This window comes from Paraburkholderia caffeinilytica (assembly GCF_003368325.1).
GTDB classification, from domain to species: Bacteria; Pseudomonadota; Gammaproteobacteria; order Burkholderiales; family Burkholderiaceae; genus Paraburkholderia; species Paraburkholderia caffeinilytica.
Window position 1 is genome coordinate 2,934,111 of the sequence record NZ_CP031466.1, and the last position, 18,161, is coordinate 2,952,271.

The 18,161-nt window shown below is 63.8% G+C and carries 9 protein-coding genes and 1 pseudogene; 2 read left to right on the forward strand and 8 right to left on the reverse strand.

Annotated elements, in window-relative coordinates:
* Positions 1–26: 26 nt before the first annotated feature.
* Together DSC91_RS13010 and glmS are read right to left on the reverse strand one after the other, a co-directional pair.
* Complete coding sequence (locus DSC91_RS13010) at positions 27–749, reverse strand: helix-turn-helix transcriptional regulator (protein ID WP_115778757.1); 723 nt, start codon at positions 747–749, stop codon at positions 27–29.
* 42 nt (positions 750–791) lie between these two features.
* Positions 792–2,621 (reverse strand): glutamine--fructose-6-phosphate transaminase (isomerizing), encoded by a 1,830-nt coding sequence (gene glmS / locus DSC91_RS13015; protein WP_115778759.1) that lies wholly within the window; start codon positions 2,619–2,621, stop codon positions 792–794.
* 157 nt (positions 2,622–2,778) lie between these two features.
* Here glmS and DSC91_RS13025 point away from each other — a divergent pair.
* Positions 2,779–3,270, forward strand: a pseudogene (locus tag DSC91_RS13025) (Lrp/AsnC family transcriptional regulator).
* Positions 3,271–3,363: 93 nt separating this feature from the next.
* On the opposite strand, the gene DSC91_RS13030 reads toward DSC91_RS13025, so the two are convergent.
* From DSC91_RS13030 to DSC91_RS38220, 4 genes are all read right to left on the reverse strand, one after another.
* On the reverse strand, positions 3,364–4,269 hold the full coding sequence (locus tag DSC91_RS13030) for a dienelactone hydrolase family protein (protein ID WP_115779826.1): 906 nt from the start codon (positions 4,267–4,269) through the stop codon (positions 3,364–3,366).
* Between the two features lie 2 nt (positions 4,270–4,271).
* Positions 4,272–5,432, reverse strand: coding sequence for a glycosyl transferase family 8 (locus DSC91_RS13035; RefSeq protein ID WP_115778761.1), 1,161 nt, complete (start codon positions 5,430–5,432; stop codon positions 4,272–4,274).
* Positions 5,429–7,513, reverse strand: coding sequence for a tetratricopeptide repeat-containing sulfotransferase family protein (locus DSC91_RS13040; protein WP_115778763.1), 2,085 nt, complete (start codon positions 7,511–7,513; stop codon positions 5,429–5,431). Before DSC91_RS13040 ends, DSC91_RS13035 begins: the two co-directional genes overlap by 4 nt.
* Before the next feature lie 142 nt (positions 7,514–7,655).
* Positions 7,656–12,905 (reverse strand): beta strand repeat-containing protein, encoded by a 5,250-nt coding sequence (locus tag DSC91_RS38220; protein ID WP_162831385.1) that lies wholly within the window; start codon positions 12,903–12,905, stop codon positions 7,656–7,658.
* A 319-nt stretch (positions 12,906–13,224) separates the two neighbouring features.
* Between DSC91_RS38220 and DSC91_RS13055 the strand changes: the two genes are divergently transcribed.
* Positions 13,225–15,192, forward strand: a complete 1,968-nt coding sequence (locus DSC91_RS13055) for a sensor histidine kinase (RefSeq protein ID WP_115778769.1) — start codon at positions 13,225–13,227, stop codon at positions 15,190–15,192.
* Here DSC91_RS13055 and DSC91_RS13060 read toward each other — a convergent pair.
* Both DSC91_RS13060 and DSC91_RS13065 read right to left on the reverse strand, forming a co-directional pair.
* The gene (locus DSC91_RS13060; RefSeq protein ID WP_115778771.1) at positions 15,163–15,930 is read right to left on the reverse strand and encodes a 3',5'-cyclic-nucleotide phosphodiesterase; all 768 of its coding nucleotides are present in this window, start codon (positions 15,928–15,930) and stop codon (positions 15,163–15,165) included. The genes DSC91_RS13055 and DSC91_RS13060 overlap by 30 nt on opposite strands.
* Positions 15,931–15,947: 17 nt before the next feature.
* Entirely contained in the window at positions 15,948–18,161 is a 2,214-nt protein-coding gene (locus DSC91_RS13065; RefSeq protein ID WP_115778773.1) for a CHASE2 domain-containing protein, read from the reverse strand.

Here is an 18,161-nt window from a genome sequence, read left to right on the forward strand (position 1 = left end):
CTCCTCGCCAAGAAAAGAAGCTCAGTCTAATGGTCGATACTGTCAGATTCTGGCAGTATGGTGCGGCTGGCGACGTGATTGAGCCTACGCCACTCACGAAGCAGTGTTGACCGCCTTTTGGGGTAGCGCTCTTCCAACGGCTCGATGTTCGAGATCCGGTCCGAACGGAAATTCCGAAAATCGGCTCGAAGCTCGCACCAACACATCAGGACCCGCGCCTGGTCGAAATACACCAGGGCAAAGGGCCAAACGACACGCTGCGAGTGAATACCACTGGCGTCCACGTAGGTAATATTGAGCTTCTGCTCTTCTCGGACTGCGGCACGTAGAAGGTCAGGCGAGACTTTATGGGCAGATCTCTTCAACGGCGCGCCGACCAGCAGTGAAGACTCCTCCAGTTCGCGACGCAGTTCAGTGGGCAGCATGGCGGCTATCTTCGCAAGCGTGCTCAGCGCGCCGGACGATAGCGTCTTGTCGCCGCGATCGGCCACCCAGCGCATGCCAAGAACCAGAGCGTCGAGTTCCTCTGAGCGAAACATCATGGGCGGCAGCATGAAACCCGGTTTCATCACGTAACCAACGCCCGGTTCCCCCTCGATCATCGCTCCTTGCGCCTGCAAACTGGCGATGTCCCGGTATAGCGTGCGGATGCTCACGCCGAGCTCCTCGGCCAGGGTTTGGCCACGCACGGGACGCCGATAACGACGTAACACTTGCAGGAGATGAAGGAGACGTTCGGAGCGGGACATACGTGAATCCTGATATCAGTCACTGAACCAAAACAAGCACCACTATTCAACCGTTACCGACTTGGCGAGATTCCGGGGCTTGTCGATGTCGGTTCCTCGTGCGAGCGCTGCATGGAAGGCAAGCAATTGCATCGGAATCGTGTGCAAAATCGGCGAGAGCAAACCGTAGTATTCGGTGAGACGGATGACTTCAACGTCCGGCCCGGCCGATATCCCGCAGTCGATGTCGGCAAACACATACAGTTTGCCATTGCGTGCGCTGACCTCGTGCATATTCGACTTGAGCTTCTCGAGCAGGCGATCATTGGGTGCAACGGCCACCACCGGCATCTCATCGCTGACCAGCGCCAGCGGACCGTGTTTCAACTCGCCTGCCGCGTACGCCTCGGCATGAATGTATGAGATTTCCTTCATCTTCAACGCACCCTCCATGGCGACTGGGTAGTGCATGCCGCGCCCCAGGAACAGAATGTCCTGCCTACGGGTAAGTTGCTCCGCCCACGCGATGATCTGCGGCTCCATCGCCAGCACTTTTGTCATGGCGTCGGGCAGGTGCCGGAGTGCGCGCAGATGATGCTGCTCGTCCTGCTCGGACAGGCATTGCCGGCTTTGAGCCAGCGTCAGCGCGAGCAGAAACAGCGCGACGAGCTGGGTCGTAAATGCCTTCGTGGACGCCACGCCAATTTCGATGCCGGCGCGCGTAAAGAACGTCAGCGAACATTCGCGGGCCAGCGCACTGGTTGGGACGTTGCATATCGCGAGCGTGTGATGCATGCCGTATTGCTTCGCGACTTGCACCGCGCCCAGCACGTCCGCTGTTTCGCCACTCTGCGAGACGGCGACGACCAGCGTGTTCGGGTTAGGCACGCTATCGCGATAGCGGTACTCGCTGGCAATCTCGACGTTCACGGGGAGTTGCGCGAGACTTTCGATCCAGTATTTGGCGGTCAACGCGGCGTGGAAGCTTCCGCCGCAGGCGAGCAGCAGCACGGAATCCACGGCATTCAGGACACGCCATGCGTTATCGCCGAACAGTTCCGGCATGATCGACGTCACGTCCTGCAGCGTATCGGCAACGGCGCGCGGCTGCTCGAAAATCTCTTTCTGCATGTAATAGCGATACAGGCCCAGGTCGGCCGCCCCGCTATGTGCCGCCACGGTGTGCACCCTGCGCTCGACACGCTGACCGCCACCGTCGACAATCCAGTAACGATGAAGCTGCACGTCGACCAGATCGCCGTTCTCCAGGTACACAATCTGATCGGTGACGTTCGACAATGCGATCGCGTCGGAGGCAAGAAAATTCTCGCCTTCGCCGACACCGACGACAAGCGGCATGCCATCGCGCGCGCCGACCAGACGATGCGGTTCGTCGCGGCAAATGACGGCAATCGCGTAGCTTCCTCTCAACTGCCCGACCGCGTCTTTCACGGCCTCAAAGAGGTCTCCGTTGTACAGGTGGTCGATCAGATGAGCGATGACTTCGCTATCGGTCTGGCTGGCGAAAACATAGCCGCGCGCCTCCAGGGTCGCGCGCAACGCCTCATGATTCTCGATGATGCCATTGTGGGAGAGCGCAATTCGCGGCGCGTCCGCGCCCGGCGAAAAGTGCGGATGAGCGTTTGCGGTAACCGGCTTGCCGTGCGTCGCCCAACGGGTATGAGCGATCCCGGTGTATCCGGACAAGCCCAGCCGCGTGATTTCGTCCTGCAGGTTCGCAACGCGCTCGACGCTGCGCGAGCGCACGAGCTGCCGGTCCTGATAAAGCGCAACGCCACACGAGTCATAGCCGCGATATTCCAGGCGTTTGAGGCCATCGACCAGGTTGGGCAGGATGTTCCGTTGCGCAACCGCACCGACAATTCCACACATGACGTTTCTCCGTAAATGTCCCTCATGGGAACCAGCGAAGCGATGGTAGAGTCGATCAGATGAAATTAATTTTCATAATTCTTGGCAAAATGAAATTTGACAATACAGCCTGGCATGTGTGAAATTTAATTTCACACCAACATCTCCTGGAAGTCAGATGCCGGGCATTTATCTGGATGATCTTGACCTGCGAATCCTGGGCGTTCTGCAAGCAGATTCGTCGGTCTCGAACCTTGAGCTTGCCGCGCGCGTGCACGCGTCGCCGCCTACGTGACTACGCAGGGTGCGTGCTCTCAAAGAAGCGGGGGTTATTCAGCGCCAGATTGCCGTGCTCGACCACGCGAAGATGGGCTCGACGCTGATTACGCTTGTCGAAGTGAGTCTTGACCGGCAAACGGCGGAGGATCTCGAAGCCTTTGAAGCGTACATCTGCGCCGAGCCTGCCGTCACTCAATGCTATCGCGTGTCGCCTGGCCCGGACTTCGTGGTCGTCGCCGAGGTGGCAGACATGCCGGAATACGATGAACTCGCGCGCCGACTGTTCAGGAGCTCGGCAAACATCCGCAATGTGCGCACATTTTTTTCCACCTATCGCGCCAAGTTCGAGGCTAATGCACGTGTCCGCCCGGCTGCGGATAAGGTCAAATAGCGGAACGAGCCCGTTGCATTTTCTAGCCGCGCCGTGCCAGTCACACGGCCGACGCGCTCAAACCCGTCAGCCGGATGGTAGAAGGCGGACGGGTCACGTCGCTCCCATACTCCGTTCCACACATGTGGGCCGGATGGCCAGCAAGGCCGGCCATCGTGCAGCCCAGTCGCCGTCATGGCCGACGCCTGGCACGGTTCGCACCTGGGCGCACTGCGCCCCTTCCCGCTCGACAAAGCGCTGGGCAACCTCGGGCGGCACCACCGTGTCGTCCGCGCCGGTAAAGTGAATTTGCGCAATCGCGGCGACGCGCGCCGCAACGTCGATCGCGTTTTCCGACTCAGGCATCGGCGAGACGCCATGCAGGCGGTTGACGTATTCGTCGTCGAGATTGCCCGCTACCGTGCGGATCGATACAACGTCCGTGCGGCGCGCGGCGACGAGCACGGCAAGCGCGCCGCCGCCCGAATAGCCGACAAGGTTCAGCCGGTGCGCCCGCTGGCCCGGTTGCGGGTTGAGCCTCGCAAGAAAACGATCGACGGCCCCGTTGAGCGACGCCACCACTTCCGGCGCGAAGCGTTTGCCCGTCCAGTAGGGAATCCCGCAACGCGGGTTCAGCGACATCGGCGTGAACTGGCAGGGACGCGCGAGATACACCACGTTAGCCGACCCGTCGGCTGCCGCCAGCGCGAGACCCATCGCCTGATGCGGCGTCGGGTCGGGCGACGGCATGCTGCGCGACATCCATGCGTAGCCATCGCCTTCGATGTACACGGTCAGCGGCTGGTCAGGGCGTGAGATGCGCGCAAAGGCGGTCAGCACGAAGCCGCCGGCATCGACCTGCTCGCGGATCAATCCGGCTGACGCAGCCAGGCTGTCGGCATGAACGTTCGGGTCCAGTCCCGTGCAGCCCGTCATGGCGCCCGGCAATAGCAGCATCGCGAGCACTGCCGCTGCGATTCGCGCTCGCATACCCTTCGATTCGCTCGTGCGGCGGACCATCGTCATGGGCCCCGAAGCGACGCCAGATGCGTTGCGATCGCGGCCATCACGCTTTGCCAGTCACCATGCGCGGGCTGACGGAAAAGGCGCATGCCTGGATACCACGGCGAGTCGGTGCGTTCGAGCAGCCAGCGCCAGTCCGGCACGAACGGCAGCATCACCCAAGCCGGACGCCCGAGCGCACCGGCCAGATGAACCGGCGACGAATCGACCGAAATCAGCAGGTCGGCCACGCTCAGGATCGCCGCCGTATCCTCGAAATCTTCGATCTCGTCGCTCAGCGAAACGAGCGACATCCCGGCGGGCGGCGTCGCGGCCTGTGCCGCAGCCGGTCCCTTCTGGATCGACAGGAACGTGACACCCGGCATGGCGAGTGGCGCGAGATCGGCGAGCGCCATCGAACGGTTCGCGTCGTTGACATGCGTGGGACGCCCGGCCCACACCAGCGCGACGAGCGGCCGCGGCAAACCGGCAAGACGCGTGCGCCATTTCTCGATACGGTGCGGGTCGGCGCAGAGGTAAGGCATGTTGCCCGGCAGGTCGGTGAGCTTCAGCCCCATCACCATTGGCAGGCTCATCAGCTCGCAATGCATGTCGAACGCCGGCGGCAGCGTGCCGCGCGCGATGATGTCGTCGAAACCGTTGCAGCGCTGCGCAATCGAGAGACTGTCCGCATTGACTTCGAGCACGACGCGAGCCTGGCTGCGCGCCTTGGCCCACGCCACCATCCGCAGGAACTGGAAGGTGTCGCCATAGCCCTGCTCGTCATGGATCAGCAGCGTCTTGCCGGGAATCGGCCGGCCATTCCAGCGCGGGCGCTGCACCTTGCGCTCGATCATGGTCGTATGCGGCATGCCGTAGCGATGGTGGTATTCACGCCAGCCTCGCTCGAAATCGCCGAGCAGCAGCAGCGTTTCGGCGAGATTAAAGCGTGCGGTGAGATTGCCCGGCATGTGCGTGACGAGCATGTCCTGGATCGCCCGCGTTTCTTCGATGCGACCCTGCGGACGGATCGCGTCGGCGAGCACGCCCCACAGCGCGAGCGGCCCGCTGCCCGAAGCGAGCAACGGGCGCACCTGCGCCTCGGCCTCGGCGAAACGTCCGTTCGCCAGCAGCGCCCGTGCCTGGCGTTCGATCGACGCGATATCCGGCGCGTTCATCATGCATCGATCCCGAGCGCCGCCAGCAGAGGCCCAAGGTGATCCGCGTAGCGGCGCCAGCGGCCTTTTGACGTCGCGTAAACCGGCTGCCGCACCTGATTCACGCTCGCCGTGCGGACCACGCGACGGTTCTCGTGGAACTTCAGGCAAGCGTCGTCCCAGGGCAGGCCCAGAAAATCCACCATGCGGCGCGCCTCGCCTTCGAGATCGTCCACCACGGCTTCGTAGTCGACCTCGATGAAATGCGCCGGCGGCAGCACGTCGCGCCAGTGCGTCATCAGCTTTTCATAGGCGCGGTAGAACGTGCCCAGTTCGGTCAGATCGTAGGCGAACGGCTGTTCGCCCGCGAACTGCTTGGTGTAGCAGGACAGGCACGTATCGACAGGATCGCGCCGGCAGTGGATGATGCGCGCGCCCGGCAGGATCAGCGGAATCAGGCCCGAGTAGAAAAAGTTGCCCGGCATCTTGTCGACGAGACGCGATTTGCCCTGCGCGAGCGGCGTCACGCGCGCGAGGTACGCCCGCCCCAGACGCGCCAGGTCCTCACGCGAGACCGACTGCATGAAATCGGGAAACGTCCCACTGCCTTCGACAATCAGGCGCAAGGTCGACAGTTCGCCCGCGCCGTGCACCTGCGGATGCGATGCGAGAATCTGCTCGACCAGCGTCGTGCCTGAACGCGGCATGCCGACGATGAACACCGGCAGTTCGGAGGGCGCACCGGCCGCATCGAAGCGTTCGATCAACGCGGGGGTGAACGTATCGGCGGCCTGCCGCAGCCAGCGCTGCGCGGTGGCCGTGTCGTAGGCGAAGGTGGCGCGCTTCTGCCGGTTGGCGGCGTCGAGATGCTGGAACGCACGCGGCGCATCGCCCACGTCGAGGTAGGCCTTGCCGAGTGCGAAATGCGCGGCGAGCCGCTCGTCGACAGGCCGGCGGTCGCCTTCGGCGAGCGCGGTTTCCATCGCTTCGATGTCGGGATCGCCGTGGGCGAACGTCTTCGCATCGGCACGCGCGCCGAGCACCTTCATCGAACCCGGAAATGCGGCCAGCGCGCGATCGAAGGCCGCCATCGCTTCGTCCTTGCGGCCGGTTTCCATGAAGAGTGTCGCGCGTCCGACGAGCGCTTCCTCGGCTACCGTGCCGGGCAACGCAGCGGCGTGCTCGAACGCGGCGAGTGCTTCGTCGTGCCGGCCTAGTGCCTGCAGCACCTGGCCCAACGTGTTGTGCGCGTCGGCGCTCTGAGCTGCAACGGCGACAGCCTGTTGCGCGAAGTGCAAAGCCTCGTCGTTGCGCTCGAGCTGCTTGAGGGTCTGGGCACGCGCATTCAGACCGGCCGGGTGTTGCGGAGCGAACGACTGGAGCGCATCGAGCGCCTGCAGCGCCGCGCCATAACGGTGGCGCGATGCCTCGACGTCGGCCAGATTCAGATACGCGTCGACCAGACGCGGATTCAGCCCGATCGCGCGGCGGGCCGCTTCGGCCGCCTCGTCGCGACGTCCTAGCGCGGTGAGCAGGAATGCCCGGTTGCTGTGCGCTTCGGCGTAGTCGGGATTCAAGGCGAGCGCGCGGCTGTAGTGAGCTTCGGCATGATCCAGCCGGTTCAGACGCCTGAACGTATTGGCCAGATTGTTGTGCGCTTCCGGCGAATCCGGCGTCAGCGTGACGACTCGCGCGAGACACTCGAGGCTCTGCTCCAGCTTGCCTGCTTCCTGAAGCAGAACGCCGAGATTGTTCCAGCCCGATACGAGGTTCGCGTCCATTGACACCGCGCGCCGCGCGGCTTCTTCGCCTTCCGCGAGCAGACCTTTTTGCCGGCACATTTCCGCGAGATTGCTCGAATAGATCGCGGGCGCGCGCGGCGCCTTGCATGCTTCGCGCAGATGAGCGATCGCCAGATCCAGATTGCCGTATGCGTGGGCCATCAGGCCGAGCAAGTGCAGCGCGTCGGCCTGACCGGGCCATGCGGCCAGCACGCGCTGGCAGTACTGCTCCGCCTGGTCGGCCTGGCCGGCGTTCCAGTGCGCATAGGCCCGATTGAGTGCCTCAGGAATGCTCAACGTATCTGAATTCGCGGTGCTCGACATGAACGGTTATGCAGTGAGTCAGGTAGAAAAAAGTGACGCCGGCCGGCGCGGCACATCGGGTGACGTATCGCGCGAAGCCGGAATCAGGAAGGCCACGGACGCCGTCTGGCACTGTAGCTGAAATCCGTCCAGATCATGCCCTTCAAAACAATTGGCGCAGCCGCACGCTACCCGTCTGCGACACATAGCGCGGCGCGGCCTGCAGCTCGTAGCGCAGCGTCAGCGTCAGGTTGCTCGCGCGCAGCAGCGTCACGCCCGCCGAGACCACCGCCATGTCCGAAACCGGGCTCGCTCCCGTCGTCGTGAACGTCGTTTCGCCGCTGGCATCCGCCGCGAAGCTCGACGTCGTCAGTTGCCGGCCGTGCACATACTCGTGGCGCCAGGCCGCCCCCACATCCGGCACCAGCACGCCATACGGGGTCGCGAAGCCGCGCTCGAGCTTCGCGCCCAGATCGCTCTTCACCGACGTCGCGTGCGAGGCCTGCACCGACAGCGCCGCACCGCTGCCGCCCGATTCCGTATACCCGTTCTGCCGCAGGTAGCTGTACGTCAGGCTCGACAGCGGCGTGAGCGTGTACGCACCCAGCACAAGCGGATAGCCCGCCTCGGCCCGCGCCACGTACTGCTGCCCGTCGAAGCGCCCCTGCGCGGTGCCCGAGAAGCCCGTGAAGCTCACCTCGCGCGTCGTGTCGTAATGCTGCAGCACGGCGCCCGCCGAGAGGTTCGCGTACCACGTCGGCGCCGTATAGCTCGCATAGCCGATCAGCCCGTAGGCGTTCACCCGCGTCGTGTCGCCCGCGCTGTCGCCGGTGTTGTTGATCGCGCTCGTCGTGTAGCTGAAGGCGCCGCCCGCGCGCCAGCGGTCGTTGATCGCCCGGTCCGCGCCGAACAGCAGGCCGCCGTAGTTCGCGCTGAACCCATCCGCCTCGACGGCGTTGCCCTGCGACGCATGGCCGCCCAGCACCTGGCCCCAGACCGCGTTGTCCGGCGCGCTTTCGCCCGTCGAGACGCCGCTCTGGCCGCCGCTCTCGCCGTAGGCCTGCCCGAGACGCAGGCTGTCCGCGCGGTTCGCGATGACGGTCAGTACGTCGAAGGTGGGCGCCGTGGCCGCGCTGCTGGCCGCGCCCTGCGATGCCGGTCCGAGCTGCGCGCCCGCGCGGTTTGCTTCGGCCGACGTCCCGACGCTCAGCGCCGTGGCCGCGTTGTACAGGTTCAGCAGGTCCGTGCTGATCCCCGTGTAGCCCAGCAGTCCGCCGAGCGACGATACGGCGTTGGGCTGGGTCGCCAGCTTTGGCGCGCTCGGGGTGGACGTGATGGTGGATGTCGTTCCGGAGGTCGGCGTTCCACTGCCTGAGGTCGAGGTATCGCTACCGGAAGTCGACGTCCCACTGCCGGAGGTTCCGCTGCCGGAAGTCGACGTCCCGCTGTCGAGCGTCACGACCAGATCGCTGTGGCCACTGGCCGTGACAGTGGCAGCGCTCAACGCACCGGTAAAGCCGACCGCCGAATAGTTCAGGGTGCCCGCGTTGTAGTTCGTGCCGCTGCTCGCCGCATCGATGACCACATACCGCTGACCGGCCGCGAATGCATAACTGCCCGTCTTCAGCAGCGTGATCGACGAACCCGATGCGACCGTCGCGCTGCCCGACACCACGAGGCGCCCATAACCGCTGTCGCTCGCGAGCGATCCCGTCGTCACGGCGCCGCTCGCCACCCCCACGAGCAGCGTGGCCGCCGAGCCCTGGCTGTAGTTGCCCGTGATGGTGACCGCGTTGTTGACCTGCAGCGTCGCCGCATTGTTGACGACCGTATTGCCGCCAACGTTGATGTGATCGTTCAGCAGCAGGTTGCCCGACCCAAACACGACGTTCGAATTCGTATTCGTGATCGTGCCGATCGCCCCGCCCAAACCCGTCAGCGTGCCGAACGTCGAACCCGATCCGCCGTTGATCGCCAGGTCGTTGGCCGAATCGTTCTCGATGTTGCCCGCGATCACGCCCGAATTGGTGAACGCACCGATCGCACCCGTCGATCCGTTGTAGATCGCGTAATTGCTGCCCGTGATCGTGCCGTCGTTGGTCAGTGCGCCGATCGCGTTCTGGTTGTTGATGCCGGTATTGCCGCTGATGACGCCCGTGCTGCCGTTCGTCAGCGTGCCGATGCTACCCGTGCTGCTGTTGAATAGCCCATTTCCGGGACTGCTGATCGTGCCGTTGTTGACCAGCGAGCCGATCGTGCCGTCGAGGTAGATGCCCGTTTGCCCGCCGAAGATGGCGCCGCCCGCCGCGTTGATCAGCGACGTGATACTGGCGCCGCCGACGCCCCACTTCGAGGCAGCGGGCAGGCTCGTGAGCTGAATGCCGTAGGTGGTGCCGCTGATCACACCGCTATTGCTCAGCGTGCCGATGATGCCGTTGCTGTTGGCTATACCCGTGCCCGCCGATCCGCCGATGGTTCCGCTATTGGTCAACGACGCGATGCTGCCGCCGACCACGCCGCTCATGCTCCACGAGCCGCTATTGGTCAGCGAGCCGATCGATCCGCCGTTGACGATGCCCGTGATCGTGCTGCTGTTGGTCAGCGTGCCGATCGAACCGTCGTCGACGATGCTTGTGATGGTGCCGCTATTGGTCAGCGTGCCGATGCTGCCCGTGCTGCCGTTGTCGATCCCGTTTGCGCCGTAAATGGAACCGCTGTTGACGATCGCGCCGATGCTGCCGAAGTTGCCGACGCCGCTGCCGCTTTGCCCGTCTATCCCGCTGCTGTTTTGTATCGTATCGATACTGCCGCTGTTGAAGAGGCCGCCCGTTAGGGACCCGCTGTTGCGCAAGACGCCGATGCTGCCCATGTTCACGATGCCTAACCCGGCGCCGCTGATCGTGCCGCTATTGGCCAGCGTGCCGATGCTGCCCGTGCTGCCGTTGTTGATGCCGGAGTTGCCGCTGATCGTGCCTGCGTTGTTCAGCGCCGTAATCGTGCCGAGATTGAGCGCACCGTAGACGTTCCCGACGATCGCGCCGTTGTTGGTCAGTTGGGTGATCGTTCCACCGCTGTTCTGGACGCCGGCAAAGCTGCCCGTGATCGTGCCGTTGTTGGTCAGCGTACCGATGCTGCCCGTGCCGCCGTTGTAGACGCCCGTCTGCCCCGTAATGCTGCCGCCGGTGTCGTTCGTCAGCGTAGTAATGGTCCCGCCGTTGGTGATCCCCATGAGCGTATGCCCGGCGATCGTGCCACTGTTGTCGAGCGTGTCGATGCTGGACCAGTTGATGATACCCGTCGTGGTGCCGCTGATGGCGCCGCTATTGCTCAGCGTGCCGATGCTGCCGGCGTTGTACAGGCCATACCCGCCGCCGATCGTGCCACTGTTGCTCAGCGTGCCGACCGTTCCCGTATTGTCGATGCCGTAGGTGCCGCCATTGATGGCGCCCACGTTGCCCAGCTTCGTGATGGTGCCGCTGTTGGCCACGCCGGCAGCGCTCCCGACGATCGTGCCGGCGTTGCTCAGTGTGCCGATGCTGCCTGTGCTGGCGTTGCCGATGCCGGCGGTATAACCAGTGATCGTGCCGCCGGTGTCGTTCGTCAGCGTGGTAATGGTCCCGCCGTTGCCGATTCCCAGACCGGCGCTACCGGTAATCGTGCCGCCGTTGTCGAGCGTGCCGATGCTCCCACCATTGTAAAGACCGACGCTCACGCCGATGATCGTACCCGCGTTGCCGAGCGAGCCGATCGTACCGCTGATGTTAGAGATGCCGGTGTTGCCGCCGCCGATGGTACCGTTGTTGAGCACGGATGAAATCGAGCCGCTGTTGATCAGCGTGCCGATCGTACCGATCGAATCGTTATGGATACCGTCGGTGCTGCTGGTTATCGTGCCGCTATTATTCAGCGTGCCGATCGTGCCGTCGTTCAGGATGCCGTAGTCGCCGCTGGCAATGATTGTGCCGCTGTTCGTGAGCGTGCCGATTGAGCCGAGCTCGCCGGCCGCGGCGGACACGTAGTTGGCGATGCCGGCACTACTGCCGCTGATCGTGCCGCTGTTCGTGAGTGTGCCGATTGTGCCGAGGTTGAAGATGGCGCTGTAGCCGCTGATCAAACCGCTGTTTGTGAGCGTGTCGATCCCGACGTCGCTGACGATGCCGAAACCGCCACCGCTGATCACGCCGATGTTCGTGAGCGTGCCGATCTTGTTGTAGTTGAGGATGCCGTAGTCAGAGATGCCGATCGAACCGTTGTTCGTGAGCGCGCTGATTGTGCCGAGGTTACCGATGGCCATGTACGTCATGGCGCTGTTGATCAATCCGTTGTTTGTGAACGTACCGATTGAGCCGACGTTCAAGATGCCAGAATTGCCGCTGTTGATCGATCCGTTGTTCGTGAACGTACCGATTACGCCGTAATTTTCGATGTCGTAGACATTGCCGCTGATCGAACCGCTGTTCGTGAACGTATCGATTGAGCCGCTGTTAACGATGCCCATGCTCACGCCGCTGATCGAACCGGAAACGCTGTTCGTGAGTGTGCTGATTGAGCCGAAGTTGTCGATGCCGTAAGTGCCGCCGCTGATCGAGCCACTGTTCGTCAGCGTGCCGATCGAGCCGCCATTCTCGTTCACGATGCCGTAATAGCCGCTGCCCGTAATCGTGCCGCTGTTGATCAGCGTGTCGATCGTGCCGCCGGAATTGTTATGGATGCCGTCGTTGCTGCTGGTTATCGCGCCGCTATTATTCAGCGTGCCGATTGCGCCATCGTTCAAGACGCCGTAGTAGCCGCTGGCGCTGATCGTCCCGCTGTTCGAGAGCGAGCCGATTGTGCCACCGCTGTTGTGGATAGCGGAATTGCCGCCCACGGCGCCGATCATGCCGCTGTTCGTGAGCGCGTCGATCGTGCCAATGTTGTCGATGCCGGCGTGCACGCCGATGATCGTGCCGCTGTTCGTCAGCGAGCCGATCGAACCGAAACTCTCGTTCACGATGCCGTAAACGCCGCCCGTTATCGTGCCGCCGTTGATCAGCGTGTCGATCGTGAAGCCGGCATTGTTGTGGATGCCGTCGTTGCCGGCGGTGATCGCACCGCTATTGCTCAGCGTGCCGATCCCGCCACCGTTCAGGAAGCCGTAGGCGCCGCTGGCGCTGATCGTGCCGCTGTTGCTGAACGTGCCGAGCGACGACCCGCCGGCCGCCACCGCAGTCTGTCCGGATACGACAATCGACGCTCCGCTGCTAACCGTGAAATCGCCGCTCGTCCAGATTTGCGTGGTGGTCTGGGCGCCGGAGATCACCGTCTGGGACTTTGCCCCGTGCGGCGTCATCGCGGCGAGCGCCGCCGTCACCGCGAGGCTGATTGCCGTCAGTCGCCTTGCCGCCGGCTGCGGCTGATGTCCCGATTTGCGCATGGTCTTTCCCCGATGACTATCTTGTTTCTATCGGAGGCCATGCATGAGCTGACGGCGCGGCCGCTCTCCGGCCGCGCATCGCGCGGTGCAATTTCCCCCGTATTTATTTTTTAATCCGGCCAATTTTATTAGTGCGTGCCGAGCCCATCTGTCGCACAAACGCGCTACATCGGACTTATCTCATTTTATCTTACAATAATGCCCCTATGCGCCCCATGAACACCCGCCTGGAACCGCTCTCCATCCATGTCGGGGACGATTACGGCTTCGCCGACGCGTCGAACAACGTCGCTCAGGCCGGCCCGGGCGAGGGGGCGGCTTGAAATATCGCCCTACGCCGTTCGTCGCCAACGCGGTGTTCGTCTTTTCCGCGGTGTTGCTGGTCATCGTAGGCATCTTCTATTCGCAAGCCGGCAGCGAGCAGCCGCCGGCCGCCAGCCTGCACCTGACACAAGCCGACTGGCAGGTCGACGATGCACCAGGCTTCAGCGAGCCGCCGCCCACCCTGAACAGCACATCCTTGCCCGAGACGTGGCAGCCAGTCACGCTGCCTCTCGCCCGCTCCATCGCTCTGGTGCGCCAGGCCGGCAGTTCAAAAGCGACGTCCAGCGGCAGCCGCATCACCTGGCTCAGGCTGTCGGTGCACGGATTGCCCAGCCATGCCACCCGCCTCGCGCTATATGGCGTACGCATCAAGACGGACGGCACCATCGCGGTCTATGTCGACGGCCAGCTGGTTCACCTGGCACAGGAACAAGGTCCGCTGTGGAACAGCACCCGGACCCCGCTGTGGGTCGTGGTGCACAGGCATGCCGGCGACCCGCCGGTAAGCGAGGTCCTCATCCGCCTCGAGCACTCGCTGGCCACCCAGGTGGCCGTGTCCTCGCTGTGGCTTGGCCCCGTCGAGGCGCTGAAAGGTCGTTACCACACGCGCCAATGGCTGCAGCAGCAACTGCCCGCCGTACTCAGCGCGGCGTTTCTGGCAGTCGGCATGTTCGCCCTGTTCGTGTGGTTCCGGCGTCGCCACGAAACGGCCTACCTGCTGTTCTTTAACCTCGCGGTCACCTCATTCCTGCGCAGCCTGCACTTCTATGTCGACTTGCCCGTCGCCAACGACTGGTTCGCCTGGCTGACGGTGAATTCCCTGTTGTGGCTGGTCATCGTCGTGCACTTCTTCCTGTGTCAATTGCACGGCCGTCCGCTCACGGGGTTCACGCGCGCGCTGGTCGGGGTGGCCGCCCTGATCGGCGTGCTGACGCTGCCGGTGCTGGCGGTCTTGCCCAACACGCCCAAAGTCACCCCGCTGATCTATCCGATTGCCGCGCTGATGGGCGCGAGCGTCGGCGTGGCGGGGGGCGTCAATGCCTGGAGCCGTTCCCACGAGGGCGTGCTGGTGGCCATCGGTGTCAGTATCTGCACCTTGCTGGGCGTGTCCGACTGGTTGCTGCAAAACAACTTCGTCAGCCCGGAGGGCTTTTATTTCGGGGCCTACACCAACGCCATCACGTTCGGCATTTTCAGCTCCCTGATGTACCGGCGCTACGTCAACGCCATCAGCGAAGTCGAGCTGATGAACGCGAACCTCGCACAGCGCCTGGACGAGCGCGAAGCCGAACTCGCACTCAGTCACCAACGGCTGCGCGAGGCGGAGTTGCGGCAAACGATCAGCGACGAACGCCGCCGACTGATGCAGGACATGCATGACGGGCTCGGGTCGTCGCTGATCAGCGCGATCCGCTCCGTCGAACGTGGGGACACAAGCGACATCGACGTGTCGCACATTCTCAAGAGTTGCCTCGACGACCTCAAGCTGACCATCGACTCGATGGAGCCTGTCGAGGCAGATCTGCTGCTGTTGCTGGCCACGCTGCGTTTCCGGCTGGAACCCCGGCTGGAGGGTGCGGGCATCGCGCTGCTGTGGGAGGTGCAGGAACTGCCCACGCTGGCCTGGCTCGATCCCAGCAGCGCGCTGCATATTCTGCGCATCGCGCAGGAGAGCATTGCCAACGTTCTCCACCATACCCACGCGAGCGTGATTCGATTGAGTACCGCTGTGGATACTGACGGCGTGCAGGTCAGCATCGAAGATAACGGTCAGGGGTTCGATGTCGAACGCGTACTGGGTTCGACAACCGGACGTGGCCTGCACAACCAGCAGCGCCGCGCCCGTACCCTCGACGGCACGGTCGCATGGCACTCCGGACCACTCGGCACGCGCTTTACACTCTGGCTTCCGTTGGAACGCACCACCCCACTTTCAAATCCAGTAGACCTGTCCTCTCGCTAACATTTCCGGTTCATGCTGCCCTGCCGCGCGCTGCAGTTCGCGCATCGTCTCGTCGGCATGGCCTGGTTTCACATGCGAGATCAGCAGGCGAAAACCGCTGGCGTGCCGCGGCAATTGAGACGCAAGCAAGGATGGACACAAATGCTTCGACTGGATCGCGAGTTCCCGTTTGGCGTCGGGAAACGCAGTCTCGACGATCAGATAGCGCAGGTCGGGAATCTGCGCGACGGCATGCCAGAACGCCGGACACACGGTCGAGTCGCCGCCGAACACGACACTGCCTCGAGGTGTCGCGACGTGATAACCGACCGCCGGCACGCCGTGCTCGGCCGGCAGCGGCCTGAAAATCCGCTCGCCGATCGCGCATGACTCGCCTTCTTCCAGCGGCGCGAAGCGCAAAAACGGTCTATCCCGCGAGGGTATGCGCGTGAAATCCGGCCACAGGGCACCGTTGAACAGGTGGGCGCGCAAGATCATTTCCGTTGCAACCGTGCAATGCACGACAAGCGGTTTCGCGCGCCGCTCCCCCACGGTGTCGAGCATCAACGGCAGGCACGCTATATGGTCGACGTGCGCATGCGTGATGAACACGTGATCGATGCGCTCAAGCGCATCCACGTCGAGATCGGCGACGCCCGTGCCCGCATCGATGAGCACGGTGTCGTCGACGAGCAGCGCCGTTGTGCGATGCGCGTCTCCCCCTATCCCTCCGCTGCAACCGAGCACGGTAAGTTTCATCATGTGCGGCCTTGTACTTATTTGGTGTCGAAGTCGTGGATGCCATCCCACGCCTCGATGCATGCACGCTCGCGCGCCGTCGCAATGCGTTCGAGATAGAGCGCATAGAGGCCGCTGCCGGGCGCTGCGCCCACCAGTGGGCGCAGCAATGCTTCGGCCGCGTCCCAGTCTCCCGAGCGGTAGTACCGCAGCGCCTCGTCCCATTGGCCGAGTTCCCAGGCCAATACGGCGGGCAACCGGTCCGCTTCGGCGATGGGCTCGTAGATTGCCACGGCTTCCCGCTTGCCCTTGACGCGCACGCGATCGAGTTCCCGATAGACGATGCCTTCCGTTTGCTCGCGCGTCGACTCTCCCACCACGACGTCGACGCCATAGTGCCTGGAGATGCCCTCGAGCCGCGCACCGAGATTGACCGAATCGCCCATCACCGTATAAGCGCGGCGCACATCCGAGCCCATGTCGCCAACGGTCATCGGTCCCGTGTTGATGCCGATGCCGACGCGGATCGCCGGCTTGCCGCGTTGCGCGAGCGCCGTATTGAGCAGCGTCAGCGCCTCGCGCATCCGCAGAGCCCCAAGCACGGCGTGCTGTGCGTGATTCGGATCCGCGACTGGCGCTCCCCAGAAAGCCATGATCGCGTCGCCGATGTATTTGTCGAGCGTGCCGCGTTGGGCGCGGATCACTGCCGTCATCGCACCGAGGTATTCGTTCATCCACCGGGCGAGGTCTTCCGGTTCGAGCGTCTCGGCGATCGTCGTGAAGCCGCGCACGTCGCAGAAGAGTACCGTCAGCTCGGCGCGACGACCGTCCATGCTATAGCGTCCCGGCTCGCGACTCATCTCCTCGACCAGCTCGGGCGGCACGTACTGGCCGAACAGATTCGCAAACTGGCGACGGTGGCGGGATTCGAGGAAGAAGCCGAGCGACATGTTGAGCACGAACAGCGTCGCGATCAGCAGGATGCTCGCAGCAAACGGCAAGACACCGCCGCCGTAGGTCCACAGCGCGAAATCACCTGCCGTTGCGAGCGCCAGCAAGGCGATAGTGGCGGCCGTCGCACGCAACGGCGCCTGCCAGGGCAGCCCGAAAATCATCAGCAGCCCGATGACGAGCATCGCCACGAGCTGGATCGCGCTCGCATAGGCGGGCTCGTGCCGGAGCGTGCCGTCGAGCATGCCGCTCACCAGATTGGCGTGAATCTCCACACCTGGATAGACGCTGCCGACGGGTGTCGAGCGCATGTCGAGCAGGCCCGGCGCCGTCGTGCCGACGAGAACGATGCGATGCGCGAGCAGGTCGGCGGGCACCTTGCCGGTCAGCACGTCGGCCGCCGACACATACGGAAAGCTATGGTCGCGGCCGCGATACGGAACGAGTGCCGCGCCGTGCTCGTCCACAGGAATCCGAACGGTACGGCGTGGCGTCTTCAGCACGAGCGTGTCGAGCGGATCGTCGCCCTTGTCACCGCGCTCGCCGAAATCCGGCACGAGCACAGGCTCGCCGAGCACAAGCCGCACGATGGCGAGCGAGAGCGACTCGTATACTTTGTCGCCGTGCCGAATCAGCAATGGCACGCGCCGCACGTTGCCGTCGAAGTCGACCACGGGATTGAAAAAACCCGCACTGGTCGAGGCCTGCTGAAAAACGGGCAGATTACCCGCGTATCCCTGGGCTTCCCTCACGCCCCCTTGATGGCCCGCGAACACGGCAGCGGACAGAACGGGGGAAGGCAAGGCACCATGCGCGTCGCCGCGACCGCTCATGTAATAACCGAGCACAACCGGCCGGCCGCCCAGCGCGGCGGCGAACCGGCCATCGAAATCGAGCTGTCCGCGCAAACCGTCAAGCACCGCCCGATATCTTGCGTCGCCGCGCATGCCGCCTGCGGCAAGCTGTTCGAGCGAAGCGAGTCCCGAACTGCGATCCGGCTCGGCCATCACGATGTCGAACCCAACCACGCTCGCGCCCGCGCCGAAGAGCCGGTCGACAAGCATCGCCATCCGGTCCCTTCCCCATGGCCAGCGGCCCACCTCTGCAAGGCTGCGTTCATCGATATCGACGATCACAATCCTGTCGTCGGGCGTGCGCGGCATCGTCAGCCGCAGCCGCGCGTCGTAGATGAGATTGTCGAGTACGTCGACGGGGAGCAGCCGGTAGAAACCGGCCGCGTGGCCGAGTAGAACGGCGAGCACGGCAAGACTGGCGATCCAGCGCAAGAGGTTGCGTTTCAT

What these genes read in the sequence shown, in the direction of transcription:
- DSC91_RS13010 (WP_115778757.1), bottom strand. Translation starts at nt 749, where the DNA reads ATGTCCCGCTCCGAACGTCTCCTTCATCTCCTGCAAGTGTTACGTCGT.
- glmS (WP_115778759.1), bottom strand. Translation starts at nt 2,621, where the DNA reads ATGTGTGGAATTGTCGGTGCGGTTGCGCAACGGAACATCCTGCCCAAC.
- DSC91_RS13030 (WP_115779826.1), bottom strand. Translation starts at nt 4,269, where the DNA reads ATGGTCCGCCGCACGAGCGAATCGAAGGGTATGCGAGCGCGAATCGCA.
- DSC91_RS13035 (WP_115778761.1), bottom strand. Translation starts at nt 5,432, where the DNA reads ATGATGAACGCGCCGGATATCGCGTCGATCGAACGCCAGGCACGGGCG.
- DSC91_RS13040 (WP_115778763.1), bottom strand. Translation starts at nt 7,513, where the DNA reads ATGTCGAGCACCGCGAATTCAGATACGTTGAGCATTCCTGAGGCACTC.
- DSC91_RS38220 (WP_162831385.1), bottom strand. Translation starts at nt 12,905, where the DNA reads ATGCGCAAATCGGGACATCAGCCGCAGCCGGCGGCAAGGCGACTGACG.
- DSC91_RS13060 (WP_115778771.1), bottom strand. Translation starts at nt 15,930, where the DNA reads ATGAAACTTACCGTGCTCGGTTGCAGCGGAGGGATAGGGGGAGACGCG.
- DSC91_RS13065 (WP_115778773.1), bottom strand. Translation starts at nt 18,161, where the DNA reads ATGAAACGCAACCTCTTGCGCTGGATCGCCAGTCTTGCCGTGCTCGCC.